The sequence below is a fragment of the Streptomyces sp. LMG1-1-1.1 genome, assembly GCF_040815545.1.
GTDB lineage: Bacteria > Actinomycetota > Actinomycetes > Streptomycetales > Streptomycetaceae > Streptomyces.
In genome coordinates this window covers 38164-62975 of sequence record NZ_JBFPNH010000024.1, presented here as the reverse complement: position 1 = coordinate 62975, position 24812 = coordinate 38164, and the positions used below count along the sequence as shown (strand labels likewise).

The 24812-nt window shown below is 72.1% G+C and carries 24 protein-coding genes; 3 read left to right on the top strand and 21 right to left on the bottom strand.

All coding sequences use genetic code 11. The annotated features are described in order from the left end of the window. Positions 1-336: 336 nt before the first annotated feature. From MRBLMG1_RS14300 to MRBLMG1_RS14235, 14 genes are all read right to left on the bottom strand, one after another. The gene (locus MRBLMG1_RS14300) at positions 337-1950 is read right to left on the bottom strand and encodes a YifB family Mg chelatase-like AAA ATPase (protein ID WP_367824251.1); all 1614 of its coding nucleotides are present in this window, start codon (positions 1948-1950) and stop codon (positions 337-339) included. Next, complete coding sequence (locus MRBLMG1_RS14295; RefSeq protein ID WP_367824249.1) at positions 1950-2315, bottom strand: YraN family protein; 366 nt, start codon at positions 2313-2315, stop codon at positions 1950-1952. The genes MRBLMG1_RS14300 and MRBLMG1_RS14295 overlap by 1 nt, the downstream gene beginning before the upstream one ends. A 143-nt stretch (positions 2316-2458) precedes the next feature. Then, positions 2459-2767, bottom strand: a complete 309-nt coding sequence (locus MRBLMG1_RS14290) for a DUF2469 domain-containing protein (RefSeq protein WP_005311352.1) — start codon at positions 2765-2767, stop codon at positions 2459-2461. A gap of 55 nt (positions 2768-2822) precedes the next feature. Next, positions 2823-3350, bottom strand: coding sequence for an NUDIX hydrolase (locus MRBLMG1_RS14285; RefSeq protein ID WP_367824244.1), 528 nt, complete (start codon positions 3348-3350; stop codon positions 2823-2825). Continuing rightward, positions 3347-4111, bottom strand: coding sequence for a signal peptidase I (lepB, locus tag MRBLMG1_RS14280; protein WP_367824242.1), 765 nt, complete (start codon positions 4109-4111; stop codon positions 3347-3349). Before lepB (MRBLMG1_RS14280) ends, MRBLMG1_RS14285 begins: the two co-directional genes overlap by 4 nt. A gap of 54 nt (positions 4112-4165) precedes the next feature. Further along, positions 4166-5065: a signal peptidase I gene (gene lepB, locus MRBLMG1_RS14275; RefSeq protein ID WP_367824344.1), complete on the bottom strand. Its 900-nt coding sequence runs from the start codon at positions 5063-5065 to the stop codon at positions 4166-4168. Beyond that, entirely contained in the window at positions 5034-6035 is a 1002-nt protein-coding gene (gene lepB, locus MRBLMG1_RS14270) for a signal peptidase I (RefSeq protein ID WP_367824240.1), read from the bottom strand. Before lepB (MRBLMG1_RS14270) ends, lepB (MRBLMG1_RS14275) begins: the two co-directional genes overlap by 32 nt. Next, on the bottom strand, positions 6028-6804 hold the full coding sequence (gene lepB / locus MRBLMG1_RS14265) for a signal peptidase I (RefSeq protein WP_367824239.1): 777 nt from the start codon (positions 6802-6804) through the stop codon (positions 6028-6030). The genes lepB (MRBLMG1_RS14270) and lepB (MRBLMG1_RS14265) overlap by 8 nt, the downstream gene beginning before the upstream one ends. Positions 6805-6873: 69 nt before the next feature. Next, on the bottom strand, positions 6874-7224 hold the full coding sequence (gene rplS / locus MRBLMG1_RS14260) for a 50S ribosomal protein L19 (RefSeq protein WP_367824237.1): 351 nt from the start codon (positions 7222-7224) through the stop codon (positions 6874-6876). 129 nt (positions 7225-7353) lie between these two features. Beyond that, positions 7354-8175, bottom strand: a complete 822-nt coding sequence (gene trmD, locus MRBLMG1_RS14255; RefSeq protein ID WP_367824235.1) for a tRNA (guanosine(37)-N1)-methyltransferase TrmD — start codon at positions 8173-8175, stop codon at positions 7354-7356. Continuing rightward, a complete protein-coding gene (rimM, locus tag MRBLMG1_RS14250; protein WP_367824233.1) occupies positions 8172-8729 on the bottom strand; it encodes a ribosome maturation factor RimM in 558 nt (185 codons plus the stop codon). Before rimM ends, trmD begins: the two co-directional genes overlap by 4 nt. Positions 8730-8848: 119 nt before the next feature. Beyond that, the gene (locus MRBLMG1_RS14245; protein ID WP_005311361.1) at positions 8849-9088 is read right to left on the bottom strand and encodes an RNA-binding protein; all 240 of its coding nucleotides are present in this window, start codon (positions 9086-9088) and stop codon (positions 8849-8851) included. 2 nt (positions 9089-9090) lie between these two features. After that, positions 9091-9534 (bottom strand): 30S ribosomal protein S16, encoded by a 444-nt coding sequence (rpsP, locus tag MRBLMG1_RS14240; RefSeq protein ID WP_053644511.1) that lies wholly within the window; start codon positions 9532-9534, stop codon positions 9091-9093. Between the two features lie 154 nt (positions 9535-9688). Next, a complete protein-coding gene (locus MRBLMG1_RS14235; RefSeq protein ID WP_033204778.1) occupies positions 9689-10282 on the bottom strand; it encodes a hypothetical protein in 594 nt (197 codons plus the stop codon). 403 nt (positions 10283-10685) lie between these two features. Here MRBLMG1_RS14235 and MRBLMG1_RS14230 point away from each other — a divergent pair, with 403 nt between their 5' ends. Then, the gene (locus tag MRBLMG1_RS14230; protein WP_367824230.1) at positions 10686-11411 is read left to right on the top strand and encodes a class I SAM-dependent methyltransferase; all 726 of its coding nucleotides are present in this window, start codon (positions 10686-10688) and stop codon (positions 11409-11411) included. Between the two features lie 4 nt (positions 11412-11415). Here MRBLMG1_RS14230 and ftsH read toward each other — a convergent pair whose 3' ends face one another. The 6 genes from ftsH to MRBLMG1_RS14200 all read right to left on the bottom strand — a co-directional run bounded on the left by ftsH (position 11416) and on the right by MRBLMG1_RS14200 (position 21145). Then, on the bottom strand, positions 11416-13335 hold the full coding sequence (ftsH, locus tag MRBLMG1_RS14225) for an ATP-dependent zinc metalloprotease FtsH (protein ID WP_367824228.1): 1920 nt from the start codon (positions 13333-13335) through the stop codon (positions 11416-11418). 132 nt (positions 13336-13467) lie between these two features. Beyond that, positions 13468-15021 carry a signal recognition particle protein gene (gene ffh / locus MRBLMG1_RS14220; protein ID WP_367824226.1) on the bottom strand — a complete coding sequence of 518 codons (1554 nt, stop codon included), beginning with the start codon at positions 15019-15021 and terminating at the stop codon, positions 13468-13470. A gap of 170 nt (positions 15022-15191) precedes the next feature. Next, entirely contained in the window at positions 15192-17636 is a 2445-nt protein-coding gene (locus MRBLMG1_RS14215; protein ID WP_367824224.1) for a [protein-PII] uridylyltransferase, read from the bottom strand. Positions 17637-17657: 21 nt separating this feature from the next. Continuing rightward, positions 17658-17996, bottom strand: coding sequence for a P-II family nitrogen regulator (locus tag MRBLMG1_RS14210; protein WP_004924863.1), 339 nt, complete (start codon positions 17994-17996; stop codon positions 17658-17660). Beyond that, positions 17993-19336 (bottom strand): ammonium transporter, encoded by a 1344-nt coding sequence (locus MRBLMG1_RS14205; protein WP_367824222.1) that lies wholly within the window; start codon positions 19334-19336, stop codon positions 17993-17995. The genes MRBLMG1_RS14210 and MRBLMG1_RS14205 overlap by 4 nt, the downstream gene beginning before the upstream one ends. Before the next feature lie 333 nt (positions 19337-19669). Continuing rightward, a complete protein-coding gene (locus MRBLMG1_RS14200) occupies positions 19670-21145 on the bottom strand; it encodes a hypothetical protein (protein WP_367824220.1) in 1476 nt (491 codons plus the stop codon). Between the two features lie 426 nt (positions 21146-21571). Here MRBLMG1_RS14200 and MRBLMG1_RS14195 point away from each other — a divergent pair, with 426 nt between their 5' ends. After that, positions 21572-22225: a bifunctional DNA primase/polymerase gene (locus MRBLMG1_RS14195; protein ID WP_367824219.1), complete on the top strand. Its 654-nt coding sequence runs from the start codon at positions 21572-21574 to the stop codon at positions 22223-22225. 73 nt (positions 22226-22298) lie between these two features. Here MRBLMG1_RS14195 and ftsY read toward each other — a convergent pair whose 3' ends face one another. After that, positions 22299-23513: a signal recognition particle-docking protein FtsY gene (ftsY, locus tag MRBLMG1_RS14190; RefSeq protein ID WP_367824218.1), complete on the bottom strand. Its 1215-nt coding sequence runs from the start codon at positions 23511-23513 to the stop codon at positions 22299-22301. A gap of 199 nt (positions 23514-23712) precedes the next feature. Between ftsY and MRBLMG1_RS14185 the strand changes: the two genes are divergently transcribed. After that, on the top strand, positions 23713-24684 hold the full coding sequence (locus tag MRBLMG1_RS14185) for an LLM class flavin-dependent oxidoreductase (RefSeq protein ID WP_367824217.1): 972 nt from the start codon (positions 23713-23715) through the stop codon (positions 24682-24684). Positions 24685-24812: the final 128 nt, after the last annotated feature.

The window sequence follows — 24812 nt, the reverse complement described above, 5'->3', positions numbered from 1 at the left end:
CGTCCGGGTGTTCGGGCGGGTGATCCGCCGGGCTTCCGGCCCGGTCCCCGGCCGGAGGCTCGGGCCCGCGCTCGACCCGGCGCTCGTCCGGGTGCCGGGGCCGGTGCTCGGCCGGGTATCCGGACGGCCGGTGCTCATCCGGGTGTTCGGGCGCCCGGTGCTCGGCAGGGTATCCGGGCGCCCGGTGCTCGGCCGGGCCGAGGAGGCGGTCGAGGAAGCCGGTGGCGCCGAGGCGGCGGAGCCAGCGGCCGGCGTGCTCGTCGCCGGGTTCGACGGCGCGGGTGAGGGCGGCCCTGGCCATGCGCTCGTCCGTGGTGGTCATGCGAGCTTCGGTGGTCATGCGAACTCCCCCGCTCCCACGGGCACGCCGCGCGCGATGCCGGTGCGCAGTTCGAGGGCGAGGGCGATGTCCTGGCTGTCGGGCCGGTCGTGCCCGGCGAGGTCGGCGACGCTCCAGGCGACCCGGAGGACCCGGTCGAGTCCTCGGGCGGTGAGGAACCCTCGCTCGATGTCGCTCTCGGCGGTGGCGAGCGCGCCGGGGGCGGCGAGGTAGCGCGTACGGAGTTCGTGTCCGGGGATCTCGCTGTTGACGTTCCAGGGGGTGTCGGCGAGGCGGGCCGCCGCACGGGCCCTCGCCTCGCGGACGCGGTCGGCGACGGTGGCGGTCGTCTCGCCGCGGCCGCCTTGGCCGAGGAGGTCGGCGCGGGTGACGGGTTCGACCTGGACGCGCAGGTCGACGCGGTCGAGCAGCGGACCGGAGAGACGCGCCTGGTAGCGCCGGATGAGCGCGGACGGGCATTCGCAGCCGGCGCCCTGGAGGGTGTGCCGCCCGCAGGGGCACGGGTTGGCCGCGAGGGCGAGCAGGAAGCGGGCCGGGAGCCGGACGACGCCGGCGGCGCGGGCGATGACGACGTGTCCGGATTCGAGGGGCTGGCGGAGCGCGTCGAGGACCTTGCCGGAGAACTCGGGGGCCTCGTCCAGGAAGAGGATTCCGCGGTGGGCGAGGGAGACGGCGCCGGGCCTGGGCAGGCCGTTTCCGCCTCCGACGAGGGACTGCATGGTGGCGGAGTGGTGGGGCGCGCAGTAGGGGGCGCGGCGGACGAGGGGCTCGCCGGGCGGGAGGATGCCGGCGACGGAGTGGACGGCGGTGACTTCGAGGGATTCCTGTCGGGTGAGGGGCGGGAGGATCCCGGGCAGCCGCTCGGCGAGCATGGTCTTGCCGGCTCCCGGTGGGCCGGAGAGCATGAGGTGGTGGCTGCCCGCGGCGGCGATCTCCAGGGCCCGGCGGGCCCGGTGCTGGCCCGCGACGTCGGCGAGGTCGGGGCCCTCGGCGGGGTCGGCGGCGAGTCCGGTGCCGATGCCGGCGCCGGGGACGAGCAGTCCGGCGAGCATGGCGTCGGGCCGGCCCTCCTCGGTGGTCTCCTCCTCGGGTACGGGTTCGTCGGTGAGGACGGCGATGAGCTGCCTCAGGCTGCGGACGCCGAGGACGGAGACGCCTGGGACGAGCGCGGCCTCGCCGGCGGTCTGCTCGGGGACGACGACCTGCCGGTAGCCGGCGTCGGCGGCGGCGAGGACGGCGGGCAGGACGCCCCGGACGGGCCGGACGCGTCCGTCGAGTCCGAGTTCGCCGATGAGGACCAGGTCGGCGATGGCGCGCGGGTCGATGCGCTCGGCGGCGCCGAGCACGGCGGCGGCTACGGCGAGGTCGAAACCGCTTCCGCCCTTGGGCACGGAGGCCGGGCTGAGTCCGACGGTGAGCTTCTTCTGGGGCCATTCGGCACCGGAGTTGACGACGGCGGCGCGGACGCGGTCCCGGCTCTCGCTGAGGCTCTTGTCGGGGAGCCCGACGAGGGTGAAGGCGGCGACACCGGGTTCGAGGTCGGCCTGGACCTCGACGACGACGCCTTCGACGCCGACGAGGGCGACGGAGCAGGTGCGGGCGAATCCCATCACGCCACCCCCTGGGCGTGGGTGAGGACGGGGCCGCCGCGCCGGGGCAGGACGATGCCGACGAGGTCGATGCGGACGCCGCCGGCTGGGGCCGGGGTGCCGCTGCGGTCGAGCCAGCAGTCCGCGAGGCGGCGGAGCCGGTCGGCCTTGCGGGGCGTGACGGCGGCCATCGGGTGTTCGTACGTGCCGTGGCGGCGGGTCTTGACCTCGCAGATGACGAGGGTGTCGCCGTCGCGGGCGACGATGTCGATCTCGCCGGTGCGGCCGCAGCGCCAGTTGCGGGCGAGGATGTGCATGCCGGTCGCGGTGAGCCGGCGGGTCGCCAGCTCTTCCCCGTACCGTCCGAGGGCTTGGGTGTTGTTCATGCGGTACCACCTCCGTCACCGACTGTGACGGAGTGCGGCGGACCGCGTGCGGCGCTGTGGACGGCCGGGGGGCTGTGGAGAACGGCGTCACTCCTGAGGGTGATGGGCCGCCCTCCGGCGTGCGCCGGCCGCTCCTCGTGGGGTCAGCTGCCGGGGAGTTCGAGGTCGCTCTTGTTGAGTTCCTCGATGTTCACGTCCTTGAACGTGAGGACGCGGACCTGCTTGACGAACCTGGCCGGCCTGTACATGTCCCAGACCCAGGCGTCGGCCATGCTGACTTCGAAGAAGACCTCGCCCTGGACCGAGTGCACCTGCATCTCGTAGTCATTGGTGAGGTAGAAGCGACGCTCGGTCTCGATCACGTATTTGAACAGCCCGACGACGTCGCGGTACTCCCGGTAGAGCTTCAGCTCCATCTCGGTCTCGTACTTCTCGAGGTCCTCGGCGCTCATGGCATGTTCCCCTTCAGCCGTGCGTCCCCCTATTGTGCGCCCGCCGTACGCGCCCCTAAACGATTTCCGGGGCGAGAACCACCGGTGCACTGGGAGGTCCCTCGTCGAGCAGCTTGTGCAGCAGCTCGGCGAGCCTGGTCGGGTACACCGTCTCACGCGCCGCCGACAGTTCGGCGGAGGTCCACCATCTCAGGCCCGCGAGACTGCGGGTCTCCAGCTCCGTGAGGGCCTGCGGCCCGGGTACGGGCACGGTCCCGCGGGTGCGGGCGAGGTAGTACCACTCGTCCTGGTCCCAGCGGCGCCCGTCGAAGGGGAAGGAGCAGTACCGCTTCCACAACACCGGGCCGAGCTCGACGTCGGTGATGCCGGTCTCCTCGGCGAGCTCGCGCAGCGCCGCCTGCTCCCGCGTCTCCTGGCCCTCCAGGCCTCCGCCCGGGGTGAACCACCAGGTGTCCGCCGGGTCGTCCGGCTCGTACCCGTGCATGAGGAGGATGCGGTCGTCGGGATCGAGCAGCACGACCCGCGCCACCCGCCGCGGACCGGCGGCGCCGGCCGCCTCCGCGCCCGTCCCGCGCTCCGTCACGCGCCCACCTTCTCCCGCTTCCCGGGCCGCCCTGCGGCCGGCCGCCGGGTCAGCCGCCGGGCCACCGGCCCGTACGCCGCCCCCGCGAAGATCAGTACACACCCGGCGACGATCGCCGTGAAGAGGGCCTCGAACGGGCCCGGTCGCGAGATGCCTCCGGGGAGGTCCGCGTAGCCCGTCGGGGGCTCCAGGAGGCCCTTGGCGGGCCAGACGACCGCGTCGACCCTGCCGACGACCGTGGAGCGGGGCACGGCGCCCTGGCCGGCGTCCTCCAGGTGCGTGCGGGAGTCGAGCGAGGTGTGCCGGTCGTCGCCGAGGAGGAACAGGCTGCCCTCCGGGACGGTCACGGAGAACTCCTTGTCCGAGGCGACCGCGCGGCCGCTGACCCCCGGCCTCAGGTACGGCTCGACGACCGGCTTGCCGCCGACGGTCAGCCGCCCGTCCTGGTCGCAGCAGGCGACGGTGTCGCCCCCGACGGCGGCGACCCGCTTGACCATGGGCGAGTCGCCCCAGAGCGGGTCCTTGAAGACGACGACGTCGCCGCGCCGCACGTCGTCGCCGTCGATGCGCTCGGCGAGGATCTTGGATCCGACGTCGAGCGTCGGCGTCATGGAGTCGGTGGGGACGGTGTACGGCTGGTAGAGCAGCGCTCCGCCGACGAAACCGCCGAGGAACAGCAGACAGCCGACGGCCACGGCCAGCCCCGACAGCACGCTGCCGAGGCGGCCGTGGCCGCCCTGGGTCCCTGTTTTTCCGCTCATGTGCAACCCCAGATGTCTGTCGACGGTCCGGGACGGCACCCTACCCGCGGGTTGCTACTCGGCGGTATGCCCCGCGGTGCGCTTCTTCCGGCGCCACAGCACCAGCGGGAGCGCTCCGGCCAGGCTCGCCGCGCCGACGGGGGCGGCGGCCAGGGCCTGGTTGAGGCCGGGCTGGTCGAAGATGTCCGGGACCGGGAGCGTGGCCCAGCGGGTGACCGGCCAGGCGATGACGACGGCGCGGCCGACGACCTCGTCGTTGGAGACGGTGCCGCCACCCGGAAGCTGCTGGTGGAAGCGCGAGTCCAGCGAGTTCTGCCGGTTGTCGCCCATCACCCAGATCCGGCCCTCGGGGACCTTGATCGGACCGAACGAGTCCTGGCAGGGCACGGAGCCCGGGTAGAGGTACGAGGTCTCGTCCAGCGCCACGCCGTTGAGGACGACCTTGCCGCCCTCCTTGCACGACACGGTGTCACCGCCGACGGCGATGACGCGCTTGATGAGGTCCTTCTCCTCGGCCGACGGCATGAGGCCGATGAAGCTGAGGAACTTCTGCACGACGTTGGGCTTGGGCGCCTCCTGGCCCTCCAGCCAGCCGCCCGGGTCGTGGAAGACGACGACCTCGCCGCGCTCGGGCTCCGAGCCGAACCAAGGGGTCAGCTTGTCGACGAGAACCCGGTCGCCCTTCTGGAGGGTGTTCATCATCGACTCCGAGGGAATCGAGAACGCCTGTACCAGGAAGGTCTTGATCAGCAGGGCGAGCACCAGGGCGATGCCGACGAGGAGCGGCAGTTCCTTCCAGAAGGAACGCTGCTTCTTCGGGGCCCTGGGCCCCTCCGCCGCGTCGTCGTGCGACACCTCGTCACCCGTCACGTCGTCACCCGTCACACCATCGCCGGTGGCCTCGTCGGCCCTCTTCTCGGGCTCATCGTGTCCGGATCGTGCGCCGACGGCCAAATCCCCCACATCCACTCCTCAATCCGTGCGAACGCCTGCCCCGGAACAGGGACAGGCCCACCACTCCCATAACGAGCAGAAGTTCCGCAGGGGTCGGGAGCCCGGGCAATCCGTTCAGATTCCGCTGGGACACACTATGCGACAGACCGACCCCCGACTCGGAACTCGCACTGCTGTGCGGTCCGGCGTCCGGCACCGCGCCGAACGTCTGCCGTTCCTCCAGGCGCCGCCAGTGCGCGAAGGGCCAGGCGATCACCACGGCGCGCCCCACCACCTGCTCCTCGGAGACGGTGCCGTGGCCCTCCTCGTCCAGGTGGAAGCGGGAGTCGGCCGAATCGGACCGGTGGTCGCCGAGGACGAAGATCCGCCCCTGCGGGACCTTCACCTCGAAGGGGATCTCGGACGGCTGGTTGCCGGGGTGCAGGTACGGCTCGTCCAGCGGTACGCCGTTGACGGTGAGCCGCCCGTCCTTGTCGCAGCAGCGGACGGTGTCGCCGCCGACGGCGATCACCCGCTTGATGAGGTCCCGGTCGTCGGCCGAGGGCAGCAGCCCGATGAAGGTCAGCGCCTGCTTGGCCTGCTTGACGCCGATCGGGTCGTCGGCGGGCGGCGCGGCGTCGTGCCGGAGCCAGGTTCCGGGGTCCTTGAAGACGACGACGTCGCCGCGCTCAGGGCGGGAGCCGAACCACGGGGTCAGCTTGTCGACCAGGACCCGGTCGTCGATCCGGATCGTCTGCTCCATGGAGCCGGAGGGGATGACGAACGCCTGCACCAGGAAGGTCTTGAGGACGAGGGCGATGAGCACGGCCACCGTGATCAGGACGGGGATCTCCCGCACCGCGGAGCGCTGCCGGCGCCGCTTGACCTTGCGGGCGAGCTTGCGCCGCTCGGCGCGGCCTGGCAGGGGCGCGCCCTGGGCGGAGTCGCCGCCCCGGGCGGATCCGCCGGCGGGTCGGCCGCGGCTACCCATGGGCCCCCGCCCCGTGTCCGCCGGCCGGCGGGGCCGGTACGGCACCGAAGGCGCCCGTGTCGGGGAGGGCCGACCAGCGGCCGAAGGGCCAGGCGATCCAGCCGGCGCGTCCGACGACCTTGTCGACGGGGACCATCCCGCCGCCGGGGTTGCCCAGGTGGTCGCGGGAGTCGCTCGACTGGCTGCGGTGGTCGCCCATGACCCAGAGCCTGTCCGGGGGGACGACGATGTCGAAGGCCACGCTGGACGGCTGGTCGCCGGGCATCAGGTAGCGCTCCTGGACGGCGACGCCGTTGACGGTGATCCGGCCGTCCGCGTCGCAGCAGACCACCCGGTCGCCGCCGGTGCCGACGACCCGCTTCACGAAGTCGGTCTCGGCGGGCTCGGCGAGCCCGAGCGCGGCCCCGGCGCCCCGCAGGAGCCCGGTGACCGGATCACCCTCCGGTTCCTCCCGTACGAAGGAGCCGGTGCCGTCGAAGACGACGACGTCGCCCCGGCTCGGCTCGGTGCCGAAACGGTACGCCAGTTTGTTGACCAGGATGCGGTCGCCGACCTGGAGCGTCGGTTCCATCGAGCCGCTGGGGATCAGGAAGGGCTGCATCACGAAGTGGCTCAGGAGCAGCAGGAAGGCCACGCAGGCGGCGCCCACGGCGGCCGTCCGCCGCCACGAGGGCAGGGTCCTGGAGTCCTCGGAAACGCGCGCGGAGCGCGACCCTTCCTCCGCGTCGGAAGAGGGGTCGCGCTCCGTGTGCTGTGCTTCGGTGTCCATCGCTGGCAGAGCCTATCCGGCGAGCCTGTGCGCGGACCCGGAAGCGTCGAGCGTGCCGGGAGCCGAAGCTCAGCGGTCGCGCTTCTCCTTGATCTTGGCAGCCTTGCCGCGCAGCTCACGCAGGTAGTAGAGCTTGGCGCGACGGACGTCACCGCGGGTCACGAGCTCGATCTTCTCGAAGATCGGGCTGTTCACCGGGAAGGTGCGCTCGACGCCGACGGAGAACGAGACCTTGCGGACCGTGAAGGTCTCGCTGACGCCCGAGCCCTGGCGGCGGATGACGACACCCTTGAACTGCTGGATGCGGGAGCGGGTGCCTTCGATGACGCGCACGTGGACGTTCACGGTGTCGCCGGGGCGGAAGGCGGGGAGGTCGGAGCGGATCGCGGCCGCGTTGACCTGGTCGAGCAGGGAGGCCATGGAGGTCTCTTTCCTCGCTGATGCCACAGGTCATCAGCGGTACGTTCGAAAGTGAATCGGGGAGTCGTCCGCTTCGTGCGGCGTCGTTCCCCCTGTGGCAGGGGCGCACGCCGGACGGACGACAGCGGCCTATTCTTCCACGTCTTCGAGCTTGCGCCAAAATCGGCCGCCGGGCTCGGGCGCCCACCCCATCATCGAGAGGATCTCGCGGTCCTTCTTGTCGAAGGCCGCCGGATCGCAGCGCTCGATGAGGTCGGGGCGGTGGGCGGCGGTGCGCCGGAAGGCCTCGTCGCGCCGCCAGCGGGCGATCTTGCCGTGGTGCCCGCTGAGGAGGACGTCGGGGATGCCCCGGCCGCGCCACTCGGGGGGCTTGGTGTAGACGGGGCCCTCCAGGAGGTTGGCCATGGCCCCGGGAGCGAAGGAGTCGTCGCGGTGGGACTCGGCGTTGCCGAGGACACCGGGCAGGAGGCGGGCGACGGCCTCGGTGACGACGAGGACGGCGGCCTCTCCGCCGGCGAGCACGTAGTCGCCGATGGAGACCTCGTAGACGGGCATCCGGGTCGCGTACTCGTCCATGACGCGGCGGTCGATGCCCTCGTAGCGGGCCGGGGTGAAGATCAGCCAGGGCCGCTCGGAGAGCTCGACGGCCAGCTCCTGGGTGAAGGGCCGGCCGCTGGGGGTCGGGACGACGAGGACCGGGCCGTGGGCGCCGCCCTCGTAGCCGTCGGCGAGCGCCTGGTCGAGCGCGTCGCCCCAGGGCTCGGTCTTCATGACCATGCCGGGGCCGCCGCCGTACGGGGTGTCGTCGACCGTGTTGTGCCGGTCGTAGGTCCACTCGCGCAGGTCGTGGACGTGGACGTCGAGCTGCCCGCGCGCGCGTGCCTTGCCGACGAGGGAGACGTTCAGCGGTTCGAGGTACTCGGGGAAGATCGTGACGACGTCGAGCCTCATGCGTCGTCACCCTCCTCGGCGTCGCGGGTGGAGACGATCTCGGCGCGGTCGTCGATGAGACCGGGCGGCGGGTCGATCACGGCCCGCTGCTCCTCCAGGTCGATCTCGACGACGATCTCCTGGACGAACGGGATCATCAGCTCGGTGCCGTCGGGGCGCTCGACGATGAAGAGGTCCTGCGACGGCAGGTGGGAGATCTCGGTGATGCGGCCGATCTCGGTGCCGTCGGTGAGGACCACGTCGAGGTCCATGAGCTGGTGGTCGTAGTACTCGTCCTCCTCCTCGGGCATCTCCTCGGGGTCGACCTCGGCGATGAGGAGGGTGTTGCGCAGGGCCTCGGCGCCGGTGCGGTCGCGGACGCCCTCGAAGCGCAGCAACAGCCGGCCGCTGTGGACCCGGCCGGTCTCGATGGTCAGCGGCCCGGTGGAGGCCGGGTCGGTCAGCAGTACGGCTCCGGGTCCGAGCCTGAGCTCGGGCTCGTCCGTCCGCACCTCGACGGTGACCTCGCCCTTGATGCCGTGGGCGCGGCCGATCCGCGCGACTACCAACTGCACTGCTCCACACTCTCCTGTCACACAGCTCGTACGACAAAAAACGACAACGGGCCGGGGTGGGCTCGTAAGCCCTCCCCGGCCCGTGCCGGCACATCATTCAACCGATGTGGCCGACTTGTTCAGCGGACCTGGTCCACGTCGACGAGGTCGACTCGGATTCCACGACCGCCGATGGCGCCCACGACGGTACGCAGCGCGCGTGCGGTGCGGCCGTTGCGGCCGATCACCTTGCCGAGGTCGTCGGGGTGAACCCGGACCTCGAGCACGCGGCCACGACGCAGGTTGCGCGAGGCGACCTGCACATCGTCGGGGTTGTCGACGATGCCCTTCACGAGGTGCTCGAGAGCCTCCTCGAGCATGATCAGGCCTCGGTCGACTCGGTCGACGCGGCCTCGGCCTCGTCAGCCTTCTTGTCGGCCTTCTTGGCCTTCGGGGTGATGGCCTCACCCTTGTCGTCGCCGCTCTCGAGGGTCTTCGCGAACTCGTCGAACGAGGCGCGCTTCGCCTCCTTGGTGGCGGGGACGAGCAGCGCCTTCTCGGGGGCCGGGAGGCCCTTGTGCTTCTGCCAGTCGCCGGTGAGCTTCAGGATGGCGAGGACCGGCTCGGTCGGCTGGGCGCCGACGGACAGCCAGTACTGCGCACGCTCGGAGTCGACCTCGATACGCGACGGGTTGTACGTCGGGTGGTAGAGGCCGATCTCCTCGATCGCGCGACCATCGCGGCGGGTGCGCGAGTCGGCGACGACGATGCGGTAGTGCGGCTGGCGGATCTTACCGAGGCGCTTGAGCTTGATCTTGACTGCCACTGGAGTGGTGTCTCCTGGTCTTGACGTGGTTGGGCACTTGAGATGCCACGTGGGGTTGCGGTACTCGGATGCCCGATGGACGCGTCAGCCGGAGGAGAGAGGGGTCCTATGCGACTGTCGAGTACAGCTAGCCATTGTGCCACACGCCGCCGGGTCAGGTGGCGGCGCCCACCGTCTCCGGGATCCGGAAGGGCTTGCCGCAGCCGCCGCAGACGATCGGGGCCTGGGCCAGCACGGACGGCACCACGCGCACGTTCCGTCCGCAGTCGCAGACGGCCTTGACGCGCACGCCGCCGCCCGAGGATCCGTGCCGGGCGGCCGGTCCGCGGAAGGAGCGCTTGGTGTCGGCGGCGGTGGCGACCGTGTGGGCCTTCAGGGCCCGCTGGAGCCGCTCGATCGTGGGCCGGTAGCGGCGCCTCGCCTCCGGGTTGAGCGTGACCAGGGAGAAGCCGCTGCTCGCGTGCGGCTCCTCGGGGTGGTCGAGGCCCATCTCCTCGGCGATCGCGAGGAATCTGCGGTTGTGATAGCGGCCGGCGCGGGAGGTGTCGCGGACCCCCCGGGCGGCGGCGATGCCGTGGACTGCCTCGTGGAGCAGTCGTTCGAAGGAGAGTTCGGCGCCACAGGCGGACGAGGACTCTCCGATCAGGGACTCGGGCGCGGCAAGGTCCGGCAGCTCGGGGTGGTGCCGCTGAATGTCGGCCCACGCCTGTGCCAGCTCTGCGGCGAGAACAGGTGGTGTCGTGCTCACGTCGCGTACAACGAGCCGAAGTGCCCCCGGGTTCCATTCCGGGGCATCCCAAATATTTTGCACGTACCCGTCAGTTGCCGTTGATGCGTCCTGACGAGGGCCAGTGCGCCGATCTGCGGAGAAGCCGCGCAGGGAGCGTCAAGCTGGTGCGTAGTAGCGCATACGCCCCGGCGCGTAGCCGCGGTACGTGCGCCCCCGGGAAGCGCCTCTTCGGAGCCGGGCCCGAGCCGGGGCGGTGTCCCGCCGGGAAGTGTTGCTGGGACATTACCGGGTCCGGGTGCGGGACCCCGCACCGCCCCTCCCCCGGGCGAATCGGTCCGGCGCGAGCACTGGACGCGGCCCGGGATGCGCAGTTCCCTGACTACGGGGGGCTGTCGTCCAGGCACGGATAGGGGCTCTTTCCATGACACCTACGCTCGTCCCGCACCACCCCGCGCGCGACTGGGCCGAAATCCAGGAACGCATGCTCGTCCCGCTCTACGAGGCGGTGTACGAGCGCCTCGGCGTGGGCGCCGGCTCCCGGGTCCTCGGCCTCGGCTGCGGCTCCGGCCTGGCCCTGCTGATGGCGGCGGCCAGGGGCGCGCGGGTGGCCGGAGTGGACCGGGACCACGCGCGCGCGGAGCTCGCCAGGGAGCGGCTGCCGGAGGGCGTCGTGGTCGCGGAGGCGGTGCCCGAGGACCTCCCGTACGACGTCTTCACGGTCTTCCACGCGACCGACGGGATCCTCGCGGAGCTGACCGCCCTCACCCGTTCGGCGCAACGCGGCGCGACGGTCGTCCTCGGCGGCTGGGGACCTCCGGAGCGGTGCGCCACGGAGCCGGTCCTGCGGGTCGCGGCCCGGCTCGCGGACCGCCCGCCCCGGTTCCGGGTCGACCTGGACGGCCTGGCGGCCGCCGCGGGGCTGCGCCCGGACGGCTCCGGCCGGGTGGCCTGCCCCTTCGGGTACGCGAGCGAGGGCAGCGCGGTGCGCGGGCTGCTCTCGACGGGCGCGTTCGACGAGGCCGTACGGGCCACCGACCTCTCCCAGGTCGAGAAGGAGATCGGGGAGGCCCTCGCGCCGTACGTCCGCGCGGACGGGACGGTCTGGATGCCGAACGTCTTCCGGTACGTCGTCGCCCGCGTCCGCTGAAGGATCAGGCGTCCTTGCGCAGCCGCGTGATCCCCGCCGCCCGGTAGGCCGCGTCCTCCTCGAGGGTCTCGTTCGCGAGGAGGGCTTCGGCCAGGGCGTCCAGCTGGTCGCGGTGCTCGCGGAGCTGCCGTACCGCGCTCTCGTAGCACTCGTCGACGATCCGCCGCATCTCCTCGTCCACGGTGTCGAGGGTCGCGGGGGCCGCCGACAGGCCGTACGCCTGCTGGGCGTCGGCCGGGATGGCGGTGAGGCGGCCGACGCGCGCGCTCATGCCCCAGCGGCCCGCCATGCCCCGGGCGATGTTGGTGACCTGTTCGAGGTCGCTCTCGGCGCCGGTGGTGATGACGCCGAACACGACCTGCTCGGCCGCCATGCCGCCGAGGGCGCCGATGATCCGGCCGCGCAGGTAGTCCTCGGTGTACGCGTACTTGTCGGAGTCCGGGGTCGAGAGGGTGACGCCGAGGGCCCGGCCGCGCGGCACGATGGTGATCTTGCGGACCGGGTCGGCGCCCGGCTGGAGCATCCCGAGGAGCGCGTGCCCGCTCTCGTGGTACGCGGTCCTGCGCCGCTCCTCCGCCGGCATCACCAGCGGCCGCTCCGCACCCAGCTGCACCTTCTCCAGGGCGTCGGAGAGGTCGGACTGGGTGACCGCCTTCTGCTCGCGCTTGACCGCGAGGAGAGCGGCCTCGTTGGCGAGGTTGGCGAGCTCGGCGCCCGTCATGCCCGGGGTCGTCCGGGCCACGTGCTCCAGGTCGACGTCCCTCGCCAGCGGGATCTCCCGGGTGTGGATCCTGAGGATGGCCTCGCGGCCGCCCCGGTCGGGCGGGTTGACGTGGACGATCCGGTCGAAGCGGCCCGGCCGGGTGAGGGCGGGGTCGAGCACGTCGGCGCGGTTGGTGGCGGCCAGGACGATCACGCCCTCGGATCCGGTGAAGCCGTCCATCTCGGTGAGGATCTGATTGAGGGTCTGCTCGCGCTCGTCGTGGCCGCCCATCCCCGAGCCGCCGCCGCGCGCCCGGCCGATGGTGTCGATCTCGTCGATGAAGATGATCGCGGGCGCGACCTTGCGGGCCTCGGCGAACAGCTCGCGGACCCGGGAGGCGCCGACGCCCACGATCATCTCGATGAACTCGGAGGCGGAGGCCGAGAAGAACGGCACCCCGGCCTCGCCCGCGACGGCCCGGGCCAGCAGGGTCTTGCCGGTGCCGGGGGGCCCGGCGAGGAGCACACCGCGGGGCATCTTGGCCCCCATCTCGCGATAGGCCTGCGGGTTCTTCAGGAAGTCCACGACGTCGTTGAGCTCGCCCTCGACCTCGTCGATGCCGGCGACGTCGGCGAAGGTCGTGCGCTTGCCGCCCTCCAGCTCCACCGGCTTGGGCGGGGTCTTGCGGCCGAGCATGCCGCCCGCGCCGCCCATGCCCGCGCTCATCCGCCGGGCGATGAACACCCACAGGACGATGAGCAGCAGCATCGGGGCGAGCGAGATGAGCAGGTTGGCGAGGAAGCTGCGCTCCTTGACGACCGGCTCGGCGGTGACGACCACGTTCTGCTTGGTCAGCTGCGCCCACAGGTCGTCGTCGGCGAACGCCGGACGCTGGGTGGTGAACTTGGTGTAGTCGCCGTCGCCGTCGGGGACGGGCTGCTTGTTCTTCAGCTGCCCCTGGATCGCGTCGCCCTTGGAGTAGATCTTCGTGACGTTGCCGGCCGCGACCTGCTTGTCGAACTCGGTGTACGAGATCGTCGGCCCGTCGCCGTCGTTGAAGAACGACAGGACGATGTTGGCCAGCAGGTACACGACGAGCGCGGTGAGGATGAGGCTGCCCCAGCTGCCCGGCATGCGCTTCTTCGGCGGCGGGGGTGGCGGGGCCCCCTCCGAGCGCCAGGGCTGATCGGTCCGGTCGCGCGGGGGTACGGGGTTGGCCACGTGGCTCTCCTCGGGGCGGCAGTGGCCCCAGTATCGAAGAGCGGGACGAACCCGGCATCGCGGACGGCCCGGAGGGGTGAAAAGGGGCCCGGGGCGGTTTCGCACCGCCCCGGGCCCCTCCTCGTACGAGCGTCAGCCCATGAACTTCTTGAACTCGTCCGGGAGCTCGAAGTCCTTGGGGGTCTGGCCCGCCGCCGGGAGGCCGAACGCGCCGCCCGCCTGCGCCTGCTCGCGGCGCTCGGCCGCGGCCTGCTCCTCGGCCTTCCGCTTCATCGGGTTGCCGCTCTTGCGCTTGCCCTTGGCCTGCTTGATCTGCTTCTTCTGCCGGCCGGGGCCGCCGCCCATGCCGGGGATGCCGGGCATCCCGGGCATGCCGCCGCCCTGCGCCATGCGGGACATCATCTTGCGGGCCTCGAAGAACCGCTCGACCAGGCCCTTGACCGCGCTGACCTCGGCGCCCGAACCCTTGGCGATACGGGCCCGGCGGGAGCCGTTGATGATCGTCGGGTCCTGGCGCTCGGCCGGGGTCATCGACTTGATGATGGCGGCCATGCGGTCGACGTCCCGCTCGTCGATGTTGGCGATCTGCTCCTTCATCTGGCCCATGCCGGGGAGCATGCCGAGGAGCTTCGAGATGGAGCCCATGCGACGGACCTGGTCCATCTGCGCCAGGAAGTCGTCGAGGGTGAACTCCTGGCCCTTCTTCGACGCGAGCTTCGAGGCCATCTTGGCGGCCTCTTCCTCGTCGAAGGTCTGCTGGGCCTTCTCGATGAGGGAGAGCATGTCGCCCATGCCGAGGATGCGGGACGCCATGCGGTCCGGGTGGAACGCGTCGAAGTCGTCGAGCTTCTCGCCGTTGGAGGCGAACATGATCTGCTTGCCGGTGACGTGGGCGATGGAGAGCGCCGCACCACCGCGGGCGTCGCCGTCGAGCTTCGACAGCACGACGCCGTCGAAGCCGACGCCGTCGCGGAACGCCTCCGCGGTGTTGACCGCGTCCTGACCGATCATCGCGTCGACGACGAAGAGGATCTCGTCGGGGGACGTCGCGTCGCGGATGTCAGCGGCCTGCTGCATCAGCTCCTGGTCGATGCCGAGGCGGCCGGCGGTGTCGACGATCACGACGTCGTACATCTTGGTCCGCGCGAACTCGATCGAGTCCTTGGCGACCTGGACCGGGTCACCGACGCCGTTGCCGGGCTGCGGGCCGTAGAAGGCGACGCCGGCGCGGTCGGCGACCACGGACAGCTGGTTGACGGCGTTCGGGCGCTGGAGGTCACAGGCCACGAGCAGCGGCGAGTGCCCCTGCCCCTTCAGCCACAGACCGAGCTTTCCGGCGAGCGTGGTCTTACCGGCACCCTGGAGACCGGCCAGCATGATCACGGTCGGCGCGGTCTTGGCGAACCGCAGGCGACGGGTCTCGCCACCGAGGATCGACACCAGCTCGTCGTTGACGATCTTGATGACCTGCTGGCTGGGGTTCAGCGCCTTGGAGACCTCGGCGCCGAGGGAGCGCTCCTTGACCCGCGAGATGAAGGCCCGGACGACGGGCAGCGCGACATCGGCCTCGAGGAGGGCGATACGGATTTCCCGAGCCGCGGTGTCGATGTCCTGCTCGGAGAGGCGGCCCTTGCCCCGGAGGGACTTGAAGGTATTCGCCAAGCGGTCGGAAAGAGTATCGAACACGGCGCTCGTCGGTCCTTGGGGTCGGGAGTGGGGAATCGCCCTCCAGGGTATCCGGCCCGGCAAAGGATTCGGCCCCGCCCACCGGATCGGGTGGGCGGAGACGTATCCCCGCGGGCGCGCGGAGCGGGAAACCCCCGGCTCGGCGGGCGGCGAACCCGGAGGTCACGCCCTCACCGCAGTGCCGACTCCAGGGTCCGGGCCAGGTCGATCGCCTCCTCGTCCGGGAGGAGGGAGCCGTCCGGGCGGGTCACGTAGAGGGTGTCGACGGCGTTGGCGCCGAGTGTCGACACGTGCGCGCTCCGCACCCGTACCGCCGCGCCCTCCAGGGCTCGGCCGATGCGGTGGAGGAGGCCGGGGGCGTCCTGGGCGCGGACTTCGATGACGGTGGCGAGGCGGGAGTCGGCGGCGGCGACGGTGACGCGGGGCGGCGGGGCGGTGAGGCCCCGGCGGCGCGGGTAGGCGGCGTCGCGCTCGGCGAGGCGGGCGGGGACGTCGAGGGTGCCGTCCAGGGCGCGGACGAGGTCGGCGCGGAGCCGGGCCGCTTCGGGCAGGGAGCCGTACTCGGCGGCGACCCGCCAGTCGAGGACGAGGACGGAGCCGGAGCCGAGCGCGGTGGGCAGTTCCACGGCCCTGAGGTCGGCGGCCCGGACGGTGAGCCGGTGGAGGGCGAGGACGCCGGCGACGGCGGGGAGGACGCCGGGCTGGTCGGGCAGGGCGATGAGGAGTTCGACGCCGACGGCCTCGGGTTCCTCGGGTTCCGCCGCGACCGGTTCGGTGCGCAGGGCGAGGACGGGTTCGCCGGTGCGGAGCGCCTCGATGGCGAGGCGTTCCTGTTCGGCGCTGGGCGCGGCGGCCTCGGGGTCGGGCGGGGTCTCGCCGGCGAGGACGCCCGCGACGCGTTTGACCAGGTCGGCGACGAGTGAGGCGCGCCAGGAGGACCATGCGGCGGGTCCGGTGGCGAGGGCGTCGGCCTCGGTGAGGGCGTGCAGGAGTTCGAGGGTGCCCACGGTGCCGACGGCCTGGGCGACGGACTGGACGGTGGCGGGGTCGTCGAGGTCGCGGCGGGTGGCGGTCTCGACGAGGAGGAGGTGGTGGCGGACGACGGTGGCGATGACGCCGACGTCGGCGCGGTCGAAGCCGATGCGGGTGGCGACGTCGCGGGCGATGGTCTCGCCGGCGACGGAGTGGTCGCCGGGCCAGCCCTTGCCGATGTCGTGGAGGAGGGCGGCGACGAGGAGGAGGTCGGGGCGGCCGACGCGGCGGGTGAGGGAGGAGGCGCGGACGGCGGTCTCGACGAGGTGGCGGTCGACGGTCCAGGTGTGGACGGGGTTGCGCTGGGGCCGGCAGCGGACGCGTTCCCAGTCGGGGAGCAGCAGGGTGACGAGGCCTTCGGCCTCCAGGGCCTCCCAGACGGGCACGGTGGCCTCGCCGGCGCCGAGGAGGGTGACGAGTTCCTCGCGCGCCTCGGCGGGCCAGGGCACCGGGAGGGGTTTGGCGGCCGCGGCGAGGCGGCGTACGGCGTGCAGGGAGATCGGCAGGGCGGATTGGGCGGCCGCCGCGGCGGCCCGCAGGGGCAGCACGGGGTCGCGTTCGGGCCTGGCGCTGAGGGCGAGGACGGCTTCGCCGTCCATCTCGACGACGCCTTCGGCGAGCGGGGTGCGCTCGACGGGGGGTTTCGTGCCGCCGCGGCTCAGGAGGGAGCGCAGCCGGGGTCGGGCGGAGCGGGCCTTGAGGACGCGGTTGACCTCGCGCCAGGTGACGTCGGAGGCGTACGAGATGGTCCGGGCGGCCTCGTACACCTCGCGGAGCAGGGTGTCGGCGTCGAGGAGGCCGAGTTCGGCGGCGACGGCGTCCTGTTCCTGGAGGGCGAGCCGGTCGGTGGCGCGTCCGGTGGCCAGGTGGAGGGCGTCGCGGGCGTCGAGGAGGCGGCGGCGGGCGTCGTCGAGGCCTTCGCGGGGGGCGTCGGCGAGCCAGGAGGCGGCGACGGCGCGGAGGGCCTGGGCGTCGCGGAGGCCTCCCCTGGCCTCCTTGAGGTCGGGTTCGAGGAGGAACTGCAGCTCCCCCATGCGCTCGGCGCGCTCGCGGCACAGTTCGTCGAGTTCGGGGAGGCGTCGGGGTGCCTGGTTGCGCCAGTCGGCGAGGACGGTGGTGCGCAGGGCGGCGACGAGGCCGGCGTCTCCGGCGACGGTCCGGGCGTCGAGGAGGCCGAGCTGGACCTTGAGGTCCTCGCCCGCCGTGGCGCGGGCCTCGGCGGGGGTGCGGACGGAGTGGTCGAGGGCGAGGCCGAGGTCCCACACGGGGTACCAGATGCGGTCGGCGAGGGCGGCGACGGCGGCCGCGTCGGCGCTGCCGTCGTGGAGCAGGAGGAGGTCGAGGTCGCTGCGCGGGGAGAGTTCGGCGCGGCCGTAGCCGCCGACGGCGACGAGGGCGAACCCCCCGCGGGGTGGTGCGGCGGCGGCGAAGAGGCCGGCCAGCCACTCGTCGGTGAGCCGGGCCAGGGCGGAACGGCGCAGCGGCCCGGACCGCTCCTTCTCGTGGAGAAGGAGCAGCCGGGCCGCCGCGTAACCGCCGGGTCCCGAATCTTCGGTCTCTGTATTCGCTTCGAGGCTCGTCACCCGGCGGCTCCTCACGTGTGCTTACAGTGCGTCCGGACCGCGCTCGCCGGTGCGGACCCGTACGGCGGTCTCGACCGGCACGCTCCACACCTTGCCGTCACCGATCTTGCCGGTTCGGGCGGCCTTGACGACGACGTCGATGAGCTGTTCGGCGTCGTCGTCCTCGACGAGGACCTCGATGCGGATCTTGGGGACGAGGTCGACGGTGTACTCGGCGCCCCGGTAGACCTCGGTGTGGCCGCGCTGGCGGCCGTAGCCGCTGGCCTCGGTGACGGTGAGGCCGTGGACGCCGAACGCCTGGAGGGCCTCCTTGATCTCGTCGAGCCGGTGCGGCTTCACGACCGCGGTGATGAGCTTCATGCGTCCACCTTCTTGTTCTGCGTGACGGCCGGGGCGGGGGCGGTGGAGCGCGAGGACGCGCCGCCGCCGGCTCCGCTGAAGTCGTACGCGGTCTCGGCGTGCTCGACCTGGTCGATGCCGGAGACCTCGTCGTCCTCGCTGACCCGCATCCCCATCGTCTTGTCGATGATCAGGGCGAGGATCGCGGAGACGATCAGAGAGTAGGCGAGGACCGCGAAGACTCCGACGGCCTGCTTGCCGAGCTGGTCGAGGCCGCCGCCGTAGAAGAGGCCCTTGGCGTCGGACTGGACGCCGCCGGTGGCGAAGAAGCCGACGAGGAGGGAGCCGACGACTCCGCCGACGAGGTGGACGCCGACGACGTCGAGGGAGTCGTCGTAGCCGAACTTGTACTTGAGGCCGACGGCCATGGCGCAGAGCAGACCGGCGATGGCGCCGACGGCGATGGCGCCGAGCGGGCTCACGGCGCCGCCGGACGGGGTGATGGCGACGAGTCCGGCGACCGCGCCGGAGGCGGCGCCGAGGGTGGTGAAGGAGCCGTGGCGGATCTTCTCGTAGGCGAGCCAGGCGAGCATGGCGGCGGCGGTGGCGACCTGGGTGTTGACGAACATCACGGCGCCGACGCCGTCGTCGTTGCCGAGCCACGAGCCGGCGTTGAAGCCGAACCAGCCGAACCAGAGGAGACCGGCGCCGAGCATGACCAGCGGGAGGCTGTGCGGGCGCATCGGGTCCTTCTTGAAGCCGACGCGCTTGCCGATGACGAGGATGACGCCGAGGGCGGCGGCACCGGCGTTGATGTGGACGGCCGTACCACCGGCGAAGTCGATGACGCCCATCTCGAAGAGCCAGCCGCCGGAGCCCCAGACCCAGTGGGCGACGGGGAAGTAGACGATCGTGACCCAGAGGGTGATGAAGAGGGCCCAGGCCGTGAACTTGACGCGGTCGGCGAGGGCGCCGCTGATGAGCGCGGGGGTGATGATCGCGAACATCAGCTGGAAGACGGCGAAGACGTACACCGGGATGGTGTAGCCGTCCCAGAGCTCGGTGATGCCGATGCCGCTGAGGCCGACGTACTCGGAGGACCAGCCGATGAGCGATCCGGAGTCGGTGCCGAACGCGATGCTGAAGCCGTAGAGCACCCACAGGATCGTGACGATCCCGAGGCTGATGAAGCTCATCATCAGCATGTTGAGGGTGGACTTGACGCGGACCATGCCTCCGTAGAAGAAGGCGAGAGCCGGGGTCATCAGCATGACCAGGGCGGAGCAGATGAGCATGAACCCGGTGTTGGCGGCGGACAGCTCGGGGGCGTCTGCTGCCAGGGTCGTGATGGCTGGTGCCATCGGCGTCTCCTCGTCGTCGGTACGGCCTGTGCGGGGCGGGGCCGGAGAGAGCGGCGGCCGTGAGGGGCGTGGCCGGTTATGGGCCAGAGATTCGCGCAGCGCGGTTTCCGCCGATGCCGCTCGATGTTTCGGCGCAGTGACGAAGGGGTGGGGCGTGTTACGCGGCGGTGAACGGCCGTGTCACGACGAGGTAACGCCCGTATCCTCCGCACACGTCCGCACACACGGACCGGCCGCGCCCGGCGTCCGTGTGACCTTGCGGCGGGGGAGCCGAGTCGGGCAGTACGGGACGTCTGGCGCGGCCGGGGATCGTGCGGGCCCGCGGGGCCGGGATCAGACCGCTTCGGCGGCCTCGGGCAGGAGCAGGGTGAGCCGGTCGGTGAGCTGGACGACCTCGGCGACGTCGCTGTAGTTGCGGGCGGCGTGGTCGACGGTCTTGCGGAGCCGGGTGTTGACCCGCTCGGAGCGGATGCTCCGGGCGACCCCGAGGGCCTTCTCGGCGAGGACGACGGACTGCTCGGGCTCGCGCTTGAGGAGGTGGACGGTGGCCATGCCGATGAGGTTGAGCGCGTACGACCGCTGGTGGTCGGGGTCCTTCTCGAAGAGCTCGACGGCCCGCTCCATGACGGGCTCGGCCAGCGAGGCGTAGGTCGGGGAGCGTCCGGCGACGTAGGCGAGGTCCCGGTAGGAGTGGGAGTTCTCGCCGTTGAGTTCGGCCTCGGAGAAGAAGCCGATCCAGTCGGGCTCGGGCTCGCCGTCGAGGCCGACGTCGGCGAAGGTGTCCTCGGCCATCCGGACGGCCCGCTTGCACTTGGACGGCTGGCCCATGTTGGCGTAGGCGCGGGCCTCCATCGCATACAGCATGGCCTGGGTCCGGGGGGTGGCGCACTCCCGACTGCCGTACTGGGCGAGATGGATGAGTTCGAGCGCGTCGTCGGGCCGTCCGAGGTGGATCATCTGGCGGCTCATGGACGAGAGGATGTACGAGCCGAGGGGCTTGTCGCCGGCTTCCTTGGCGGCGTGCAGGGCGAGTACGAAGTACTTCTGGGCGGTGGGCTGGAGGCCCACGTCGTAGCTCATCCAGCCGGCGAGTTCGGCGAGTTCGGCGGCGCAGGTGAAGAGGCGCTTGGCGGTGGCGGCGGGCTGCGGCTCCTGGAGCAGGTCGGTGACCTCGTGGAGCTGTCCGACGACGGCCTTGCGGCGCAGTCCGCCGCCGCACTGGGCGTCCCACTTGCGGAACATGGCGGTGGTGGACTCCAGGAGGTCGAGTTCGACCTCGGAGAGCCGGTTGGGGCGGCGGGCGTCGGCGAGCGCGTCGGGCCGCTCGACGTCGCCGACCGGGGTGGGCACGAGCCAGCGCTGCATCGGTTCGATGAGGGAGGGTCCCGCGGCGAGCGACAGGGACGAGCCGAGGAAGCCGCGGCGGGCGAGCATGAGGTCGCTGCGGGAGAACTCGCTGAGCAGGGCGACGGTCTGCGGGCCGGCCCAGGGCAGGTCGACGCCGGAGACGGACGGCGACTGGTGGGCGGCGCGCAGGCCGAGGTCCTCGATGGCGACGACGGAGCCGAAGCGCTCGGAGAACAGCTCGGAGAGGATGCGCGGGATGGGTTCGCGCGGCTGCTCGCCGTCGAGCCAGCGGCGCACCCGCGAGGTGTCCGTGGAGATGTGGTGCGCGCCCATCTGGCGCGCCCTGCGGTTCACTTGCCGCGCGAGTTCGCCCTTGGACCAGCCGCTGCGCACGAACCACGAGCCCAGCTGCTCGTTCGGGCGCTTGCCGGCAGTCGTACCGTCTGCGCCGTTGCCGCCCACTGGAACGCCCCCATCCACCTGATTGCCTGTCCTGCGAACCCTTACCAGAATGCCGCGTCTCGCGGCACCCGTCCGGCGTTCGCGCTCCTTCGAACTGGAAACCGGGTTGCCTCCGGCATACCCGCGCGTGCCAGCGACCCCGGGGTTCGAGTACCGAAAGTAATCCTACGATCACCCCTCTACGAGGGCGATTCAAGAAACGCCACCATTCGCCACCCCTTCGAATGAACTCGCCGCGCGTGGAACGCGATTCACTTGACAGGCGACGAACCGGAGTCGGCGGACGGATGCGCGGAGAGGCGCGCGCGGCGGTCCGCACCACCCCGAGCACGACCGCGCGCCAAGCTGGGGCGACGGAGAGTGACGAAGGGTGACGACGGTGCTCCGGGTCGTAACCACCGGCGCGCTCGACCCGTTGGAGGGGGCATGGGTTTCACGATCGGCGGCATTCGTGAGATGCGGTCCGGCGCACGCCGCCGCGTTCGCACCACGGAGTGCACAGCGGTGGCGGAGTACACGGGACTGTGGGGCTGGGACGTAGCCCCCGGAGCACGGGCGGTCTCCGGCCAGTGCTCCTGCGGGGACCGGGCGTGCAAGGCCCCGGGCGCGCATCCCCTCTCCTTCGCGGAAGCGGTCCCGGCCGGCGCCGGCCTCGACGACGCCACCAAGGCATGGTCGGAGTACCCGGGCGCGGCGCTGCTGCTCCCGGTGGGCAAGGCCTTCGACGTGATCGAGGTCGCGGAGGCCGCGGGCCGGCGGGCGCTGGTGCGCCTGGAGCGCATGGGGCTGCCGCTGGGCCCGGTGTGCGCGACCCCGACCGGGCGGGCGCGGTTCTTCGTGGCGCCCGGCGCGGCGGCCGAGCTGCCCCAGCTGCTGTACCGGATGGGCTGGGACGACGCCGATCTGGACCTGCACTGCCTGGGTCCCGGCAGCCACATCACCGCTCCCCCGTCGGACCTGGGCGGGCTCGGGCCGGTGCGCTGGCTGCGTCCGCCGACCCTGGACACAGCGGGCGCGCCGCCGCAGGCGCGGCTGCTGCTCGGCACGTTGGCGTACATCTGCCACCGGACGCGCTTCTGACCCCTGCCCCCTGGTACGCGGAAGGGCCCCCGCCATCCGATGGCGGGGGCCCTTCCGTGTGCCGTGCGGGGTGTCAGTCGCCGATCAGGGCGTCGACGAAGGCACCCGGCTCGAAGGGGGCCAGGTCGTCGGGGCCCTCGCCCAGGCCGATCAGCTTGACCGGGACGCCCAGCTCGCGCTGGACGGCGACGACGATGCCACCCTTGGCGGTGCCGTCGAGCTTGGTCAGCACGATGCCGGTGATGTCGACGACCTCGGCGAAGACGCGGGCCTGGATCAGGCCGTTCTGGCCGGTGGTGGCGTCGAGGACGAGGAGGATCTCGTCGAGCGGGCCGTGCTTCTCGACGACCCGCTTGACCTTGCCGAGCTCGTCCATGAGGCCGGTCTTGGTGTGCAGCCGTCCCGCGGTGTCGATGAGGACGACGTCGGCGCCCTCGGCGATGCCCTCCTTGACGGCGTCGAAGGCGATCGAGGCGGGGTCGCCGCCCTCCGGTCCGCGCACGGTCCGGGCGCCGACGCGCTCGCCCCAGGTCTGGAGCTGATCGGCGGCGGCGGCGCGGAAGGTGTCGGCGGCGCCGAGGACGACGGACTTGCCGTCGGCGACGAGGACGCGGGCCAGCTTGCCGGTGGTGGTGGTCTTGCCGGTGCCGTTGACGCCGACGACCATGACGATGCCCGGGACGTCCGCGGGGCTCTCGGTCCTGACCGTGCGGTCGAGGTCGGGGCCGAGGAGGGCGACGAGCTCCTCGCGGAGCAGGTCGCGCAGCTGGTCGGGGGTGCGGGTGCCGAGCACCTTGACCCGCTCGCGCAGCCGGTCGACGAGCTCCTGGGTGGGGGCGACGCCGACGTCGGCGGTGAGGAGGGTCTCCTCGATCTCCTCCCAGGTGTCCTCGTCGAGGTGCTCGCGGGACAGCAGCGTGAGCAGCCCCTTGCCGAGCGAGTTCTGGGAGCGGGCGAGGCGGGCCCTGAGCCGTACGAGTCGGCCCGCGGTGGGCTCCGGGACCTCGATCTCGGGGGCGGCGGGGGCCTCGGGCTCCTCGGCGACCGGGGCCTCGGGGGCCGTTTCGGTGGGGAGCTGGACCTCCTCGACCGTGCGGCGTGGTTCCTCCCGCGGCGTCTCCGCCTCCTCGCCGACGTGCGGTTCGGCGGGCGGAGCGGTGATGGTCGGCGTGGTGGACGGCGGCTCGGCCGGCGGCAGCTGCTTCTTCTTGCGACCGCTGATCACGAGCCCGCTCGTCACGGCGACCGCGACGACCAGAGCGATGACTACAGCAAGGATGAGTTCCATAACCTGACCAGTATCGGCCAAGAAGCGACCGGAGACGGAGCACTACGCTGCGTGGGTCCCCCGCACCTGTGCGGAGTACTCCGATGGTGGCGGCCGCCGCTCCCCCGGGTCCCATCGGAGTCCGCGAGACCGTTTTCATCTGACGCCACGTCAGCTAACGTCCCCCTTCGCCGGTATCCCACGCGGAGGGGGACTTCCCATGCCCTTCACAGTCGTACGGTTCAACCTCGTCGATCCGCACGCGACCCCCGACTCCCTCGCCGCCCGCTACCGGGCCGCCGTCGAGATGGCCGCCCACGCCGACGCGCACGGCGTCGACACCGTCCAGACCGAGGAGCACCACGGCGTGGCGAACAACTGGCTGCCCTCGCCCTTCACCTTCGCGGGCGCGGTCTTCGGCGCGACGCGGCGGATCGCCGTCACCGTGTCGGCGATCATCGGGCCGCTGCACGACCCGCTGCGGCTCGCCGAGGACATCGCGGTCCTGGACCTGCTCAGCGGGGGCCGGCTGGTCACGGTGGCGGGGATCGGCTACCGGCCGGAGGAGTACGAGGAGCGGGGGGTCGACTGGGGCAGGCGCGGCCGGCTCCAGGACGAGCTCCTGGAGACCCTGCTCACCGCCTGGACCGGCGAGCCGTTCACGTACCGGGGCCGTACCGTACGGGTCACCCCGCGCCCCCTCACCCAGCCCCATCCGATGCTCCTCGTCGGGGGGTCGTCGCGGGCGGCGGCCCGGCGGGCGGCCCGGCTGGGGCTGCCGTTCTTCCCCAGCGCGCACCTGCCGGAGCTCGACGCGTACTACCGGGAGCGGTGCGCGGAGTACGGCACCGAGGGCTGGACGATGATGCCGGCCCAGGAGACCCCGCTGCTGCACCTGTCGGAGGACCCGGACCGGACCTGGGCGGAGTACGGGGAGCACTTCCTGCACGAGGCCCGGACGTACGCCTCCTGGCAGTCGAAGGACATCACCTCGGCGGTGCGGTCGACCGCGACGACGGTGCCGGAGCTGCGGGCGGAGGGGGTGTACCGGGTCGTGACGCCGGAGGAGTGCCTGGCGCTCGGCCTGGAGAGCGTGGTGCTGCATCCGCTGTGCGGCGGGATGCCGGTCGAGGAGGGGTGGCGGAGCCTGCGGCTGTTCTGCGACGAGGTGGTGCCGCGGCTCGCGGCCTGAAGGGTGTAGCGCAACGACGTAGGGACCCGGCTCACGGCCTGAACGGTGTACCGCAACGACGTTTGGTGCCGCCGCTCGCGGCCTGAACGGTGTACTGCCCCGGCGCGAGGCACGGGCCTCGGGCCGGG

Coding starts and splice junctions, on each gene's coding strand:
- MRBLMG1_RS14300 (WP_367824251.1), bottom strand. CDS start 1,950: ATGGGATTCGCCCGCACCTGCTCCGTCGCCCTCGTCGGCGTCGAAGGC.
- MRBLMG1_RS14295 (WP_367824249.1), bottom strand. CDS start 2,315: ATGAACAACACCCAAGCCCTCGGACGGTACGGGGAAGAGCTGGCGACC.
- MRBLMG1_RS14290 (WP_005311352.1), bottom strand. CDS start 2,767: ATGAGCGCCGAGGACCTCGAGAAGTACGAGACCGAGATGGAGCTGAAG.
- lepB (WP_367824242.1), bottom strand. CDS start 4,111: ATGAGCGGAAAAACAGGGACCCAGGGCGGCCACGGCCGCCTCGGCAGC.
- lepB (WP_367824240.1), bottom strand. CDS start 6,035: ATGGGTAGCCGCGGCCGACCCGCCGGCGGATCCGCCCGGGGCGGCGAC.
- lepB (WP_367824239.1), bottom strand. CDS start 6,804: ATGGACACCGAAGCACAGCACACGGAGCGCGACCCCTCTTCCGACGCG.
- rplS (WP_367824237.1), bottom strand. CDS start 7,224: ATGGCCTCCCTGCTCGACCAGGTCAACGCGGCCGCGATCCGCTCCGAC.
- trmD (WP_367824235.1), bottom strand. CDS start 8,175: ATGAGGCTCGACGTCGTCACGATCTTCCCCGAGTACCTCGAACCGCTG.
- MRBLMG1_RS14245 (WP_005311361.1), bottom strand. CDS start 9,088: ATGCTCGAGGAGGCTCTCGAGCACCTCGTGAAGGGCATCGTCGACAAC.
- MRBLMG1_RS14230 (WP_367824230.1), top strand. CDS start 10,686: ATGACACCTACGCTCGTCCCGCACCACCCCGCGCGCGACTGGGCCGAA.
- MRBLMG1_RS14210 (WP_004924863.1), bottom strand. CDS start 17,996: ATGAAGCTCATCACCGCGGTCGTGAAGCCGCACCGGCTCGACGAGATC.
- MRBLMG1_RS14205 (WP_367824222.1), bottom strand. CDS start 19,336: ATGGCACCAGCCATCACGACCCTGGCAGCAGACGCCCCCGAGCTGTCC.
- MRBLMG1_RS14195 (WP_367824219.1), top strand. CDS start 21,572: ATGGGTTTCACGATCGGCGGCATTCGTGAGATGCGGTCCGGCGCACGC.
- ftsY (WP_367824218.1), bottom strand. CDS start 23,513: ATGGAACTCATCCTTGCTGTAGTCATCGCTCTGGTCGTCGCGGTCGCC.
- MRBLMG1_RS14185 (WP_367824217.1), top strand. CDS start 23,713: ATGCCCTTCACAGTCGTACGGTTCAACCTCGTCGATCCGCACGCGACC.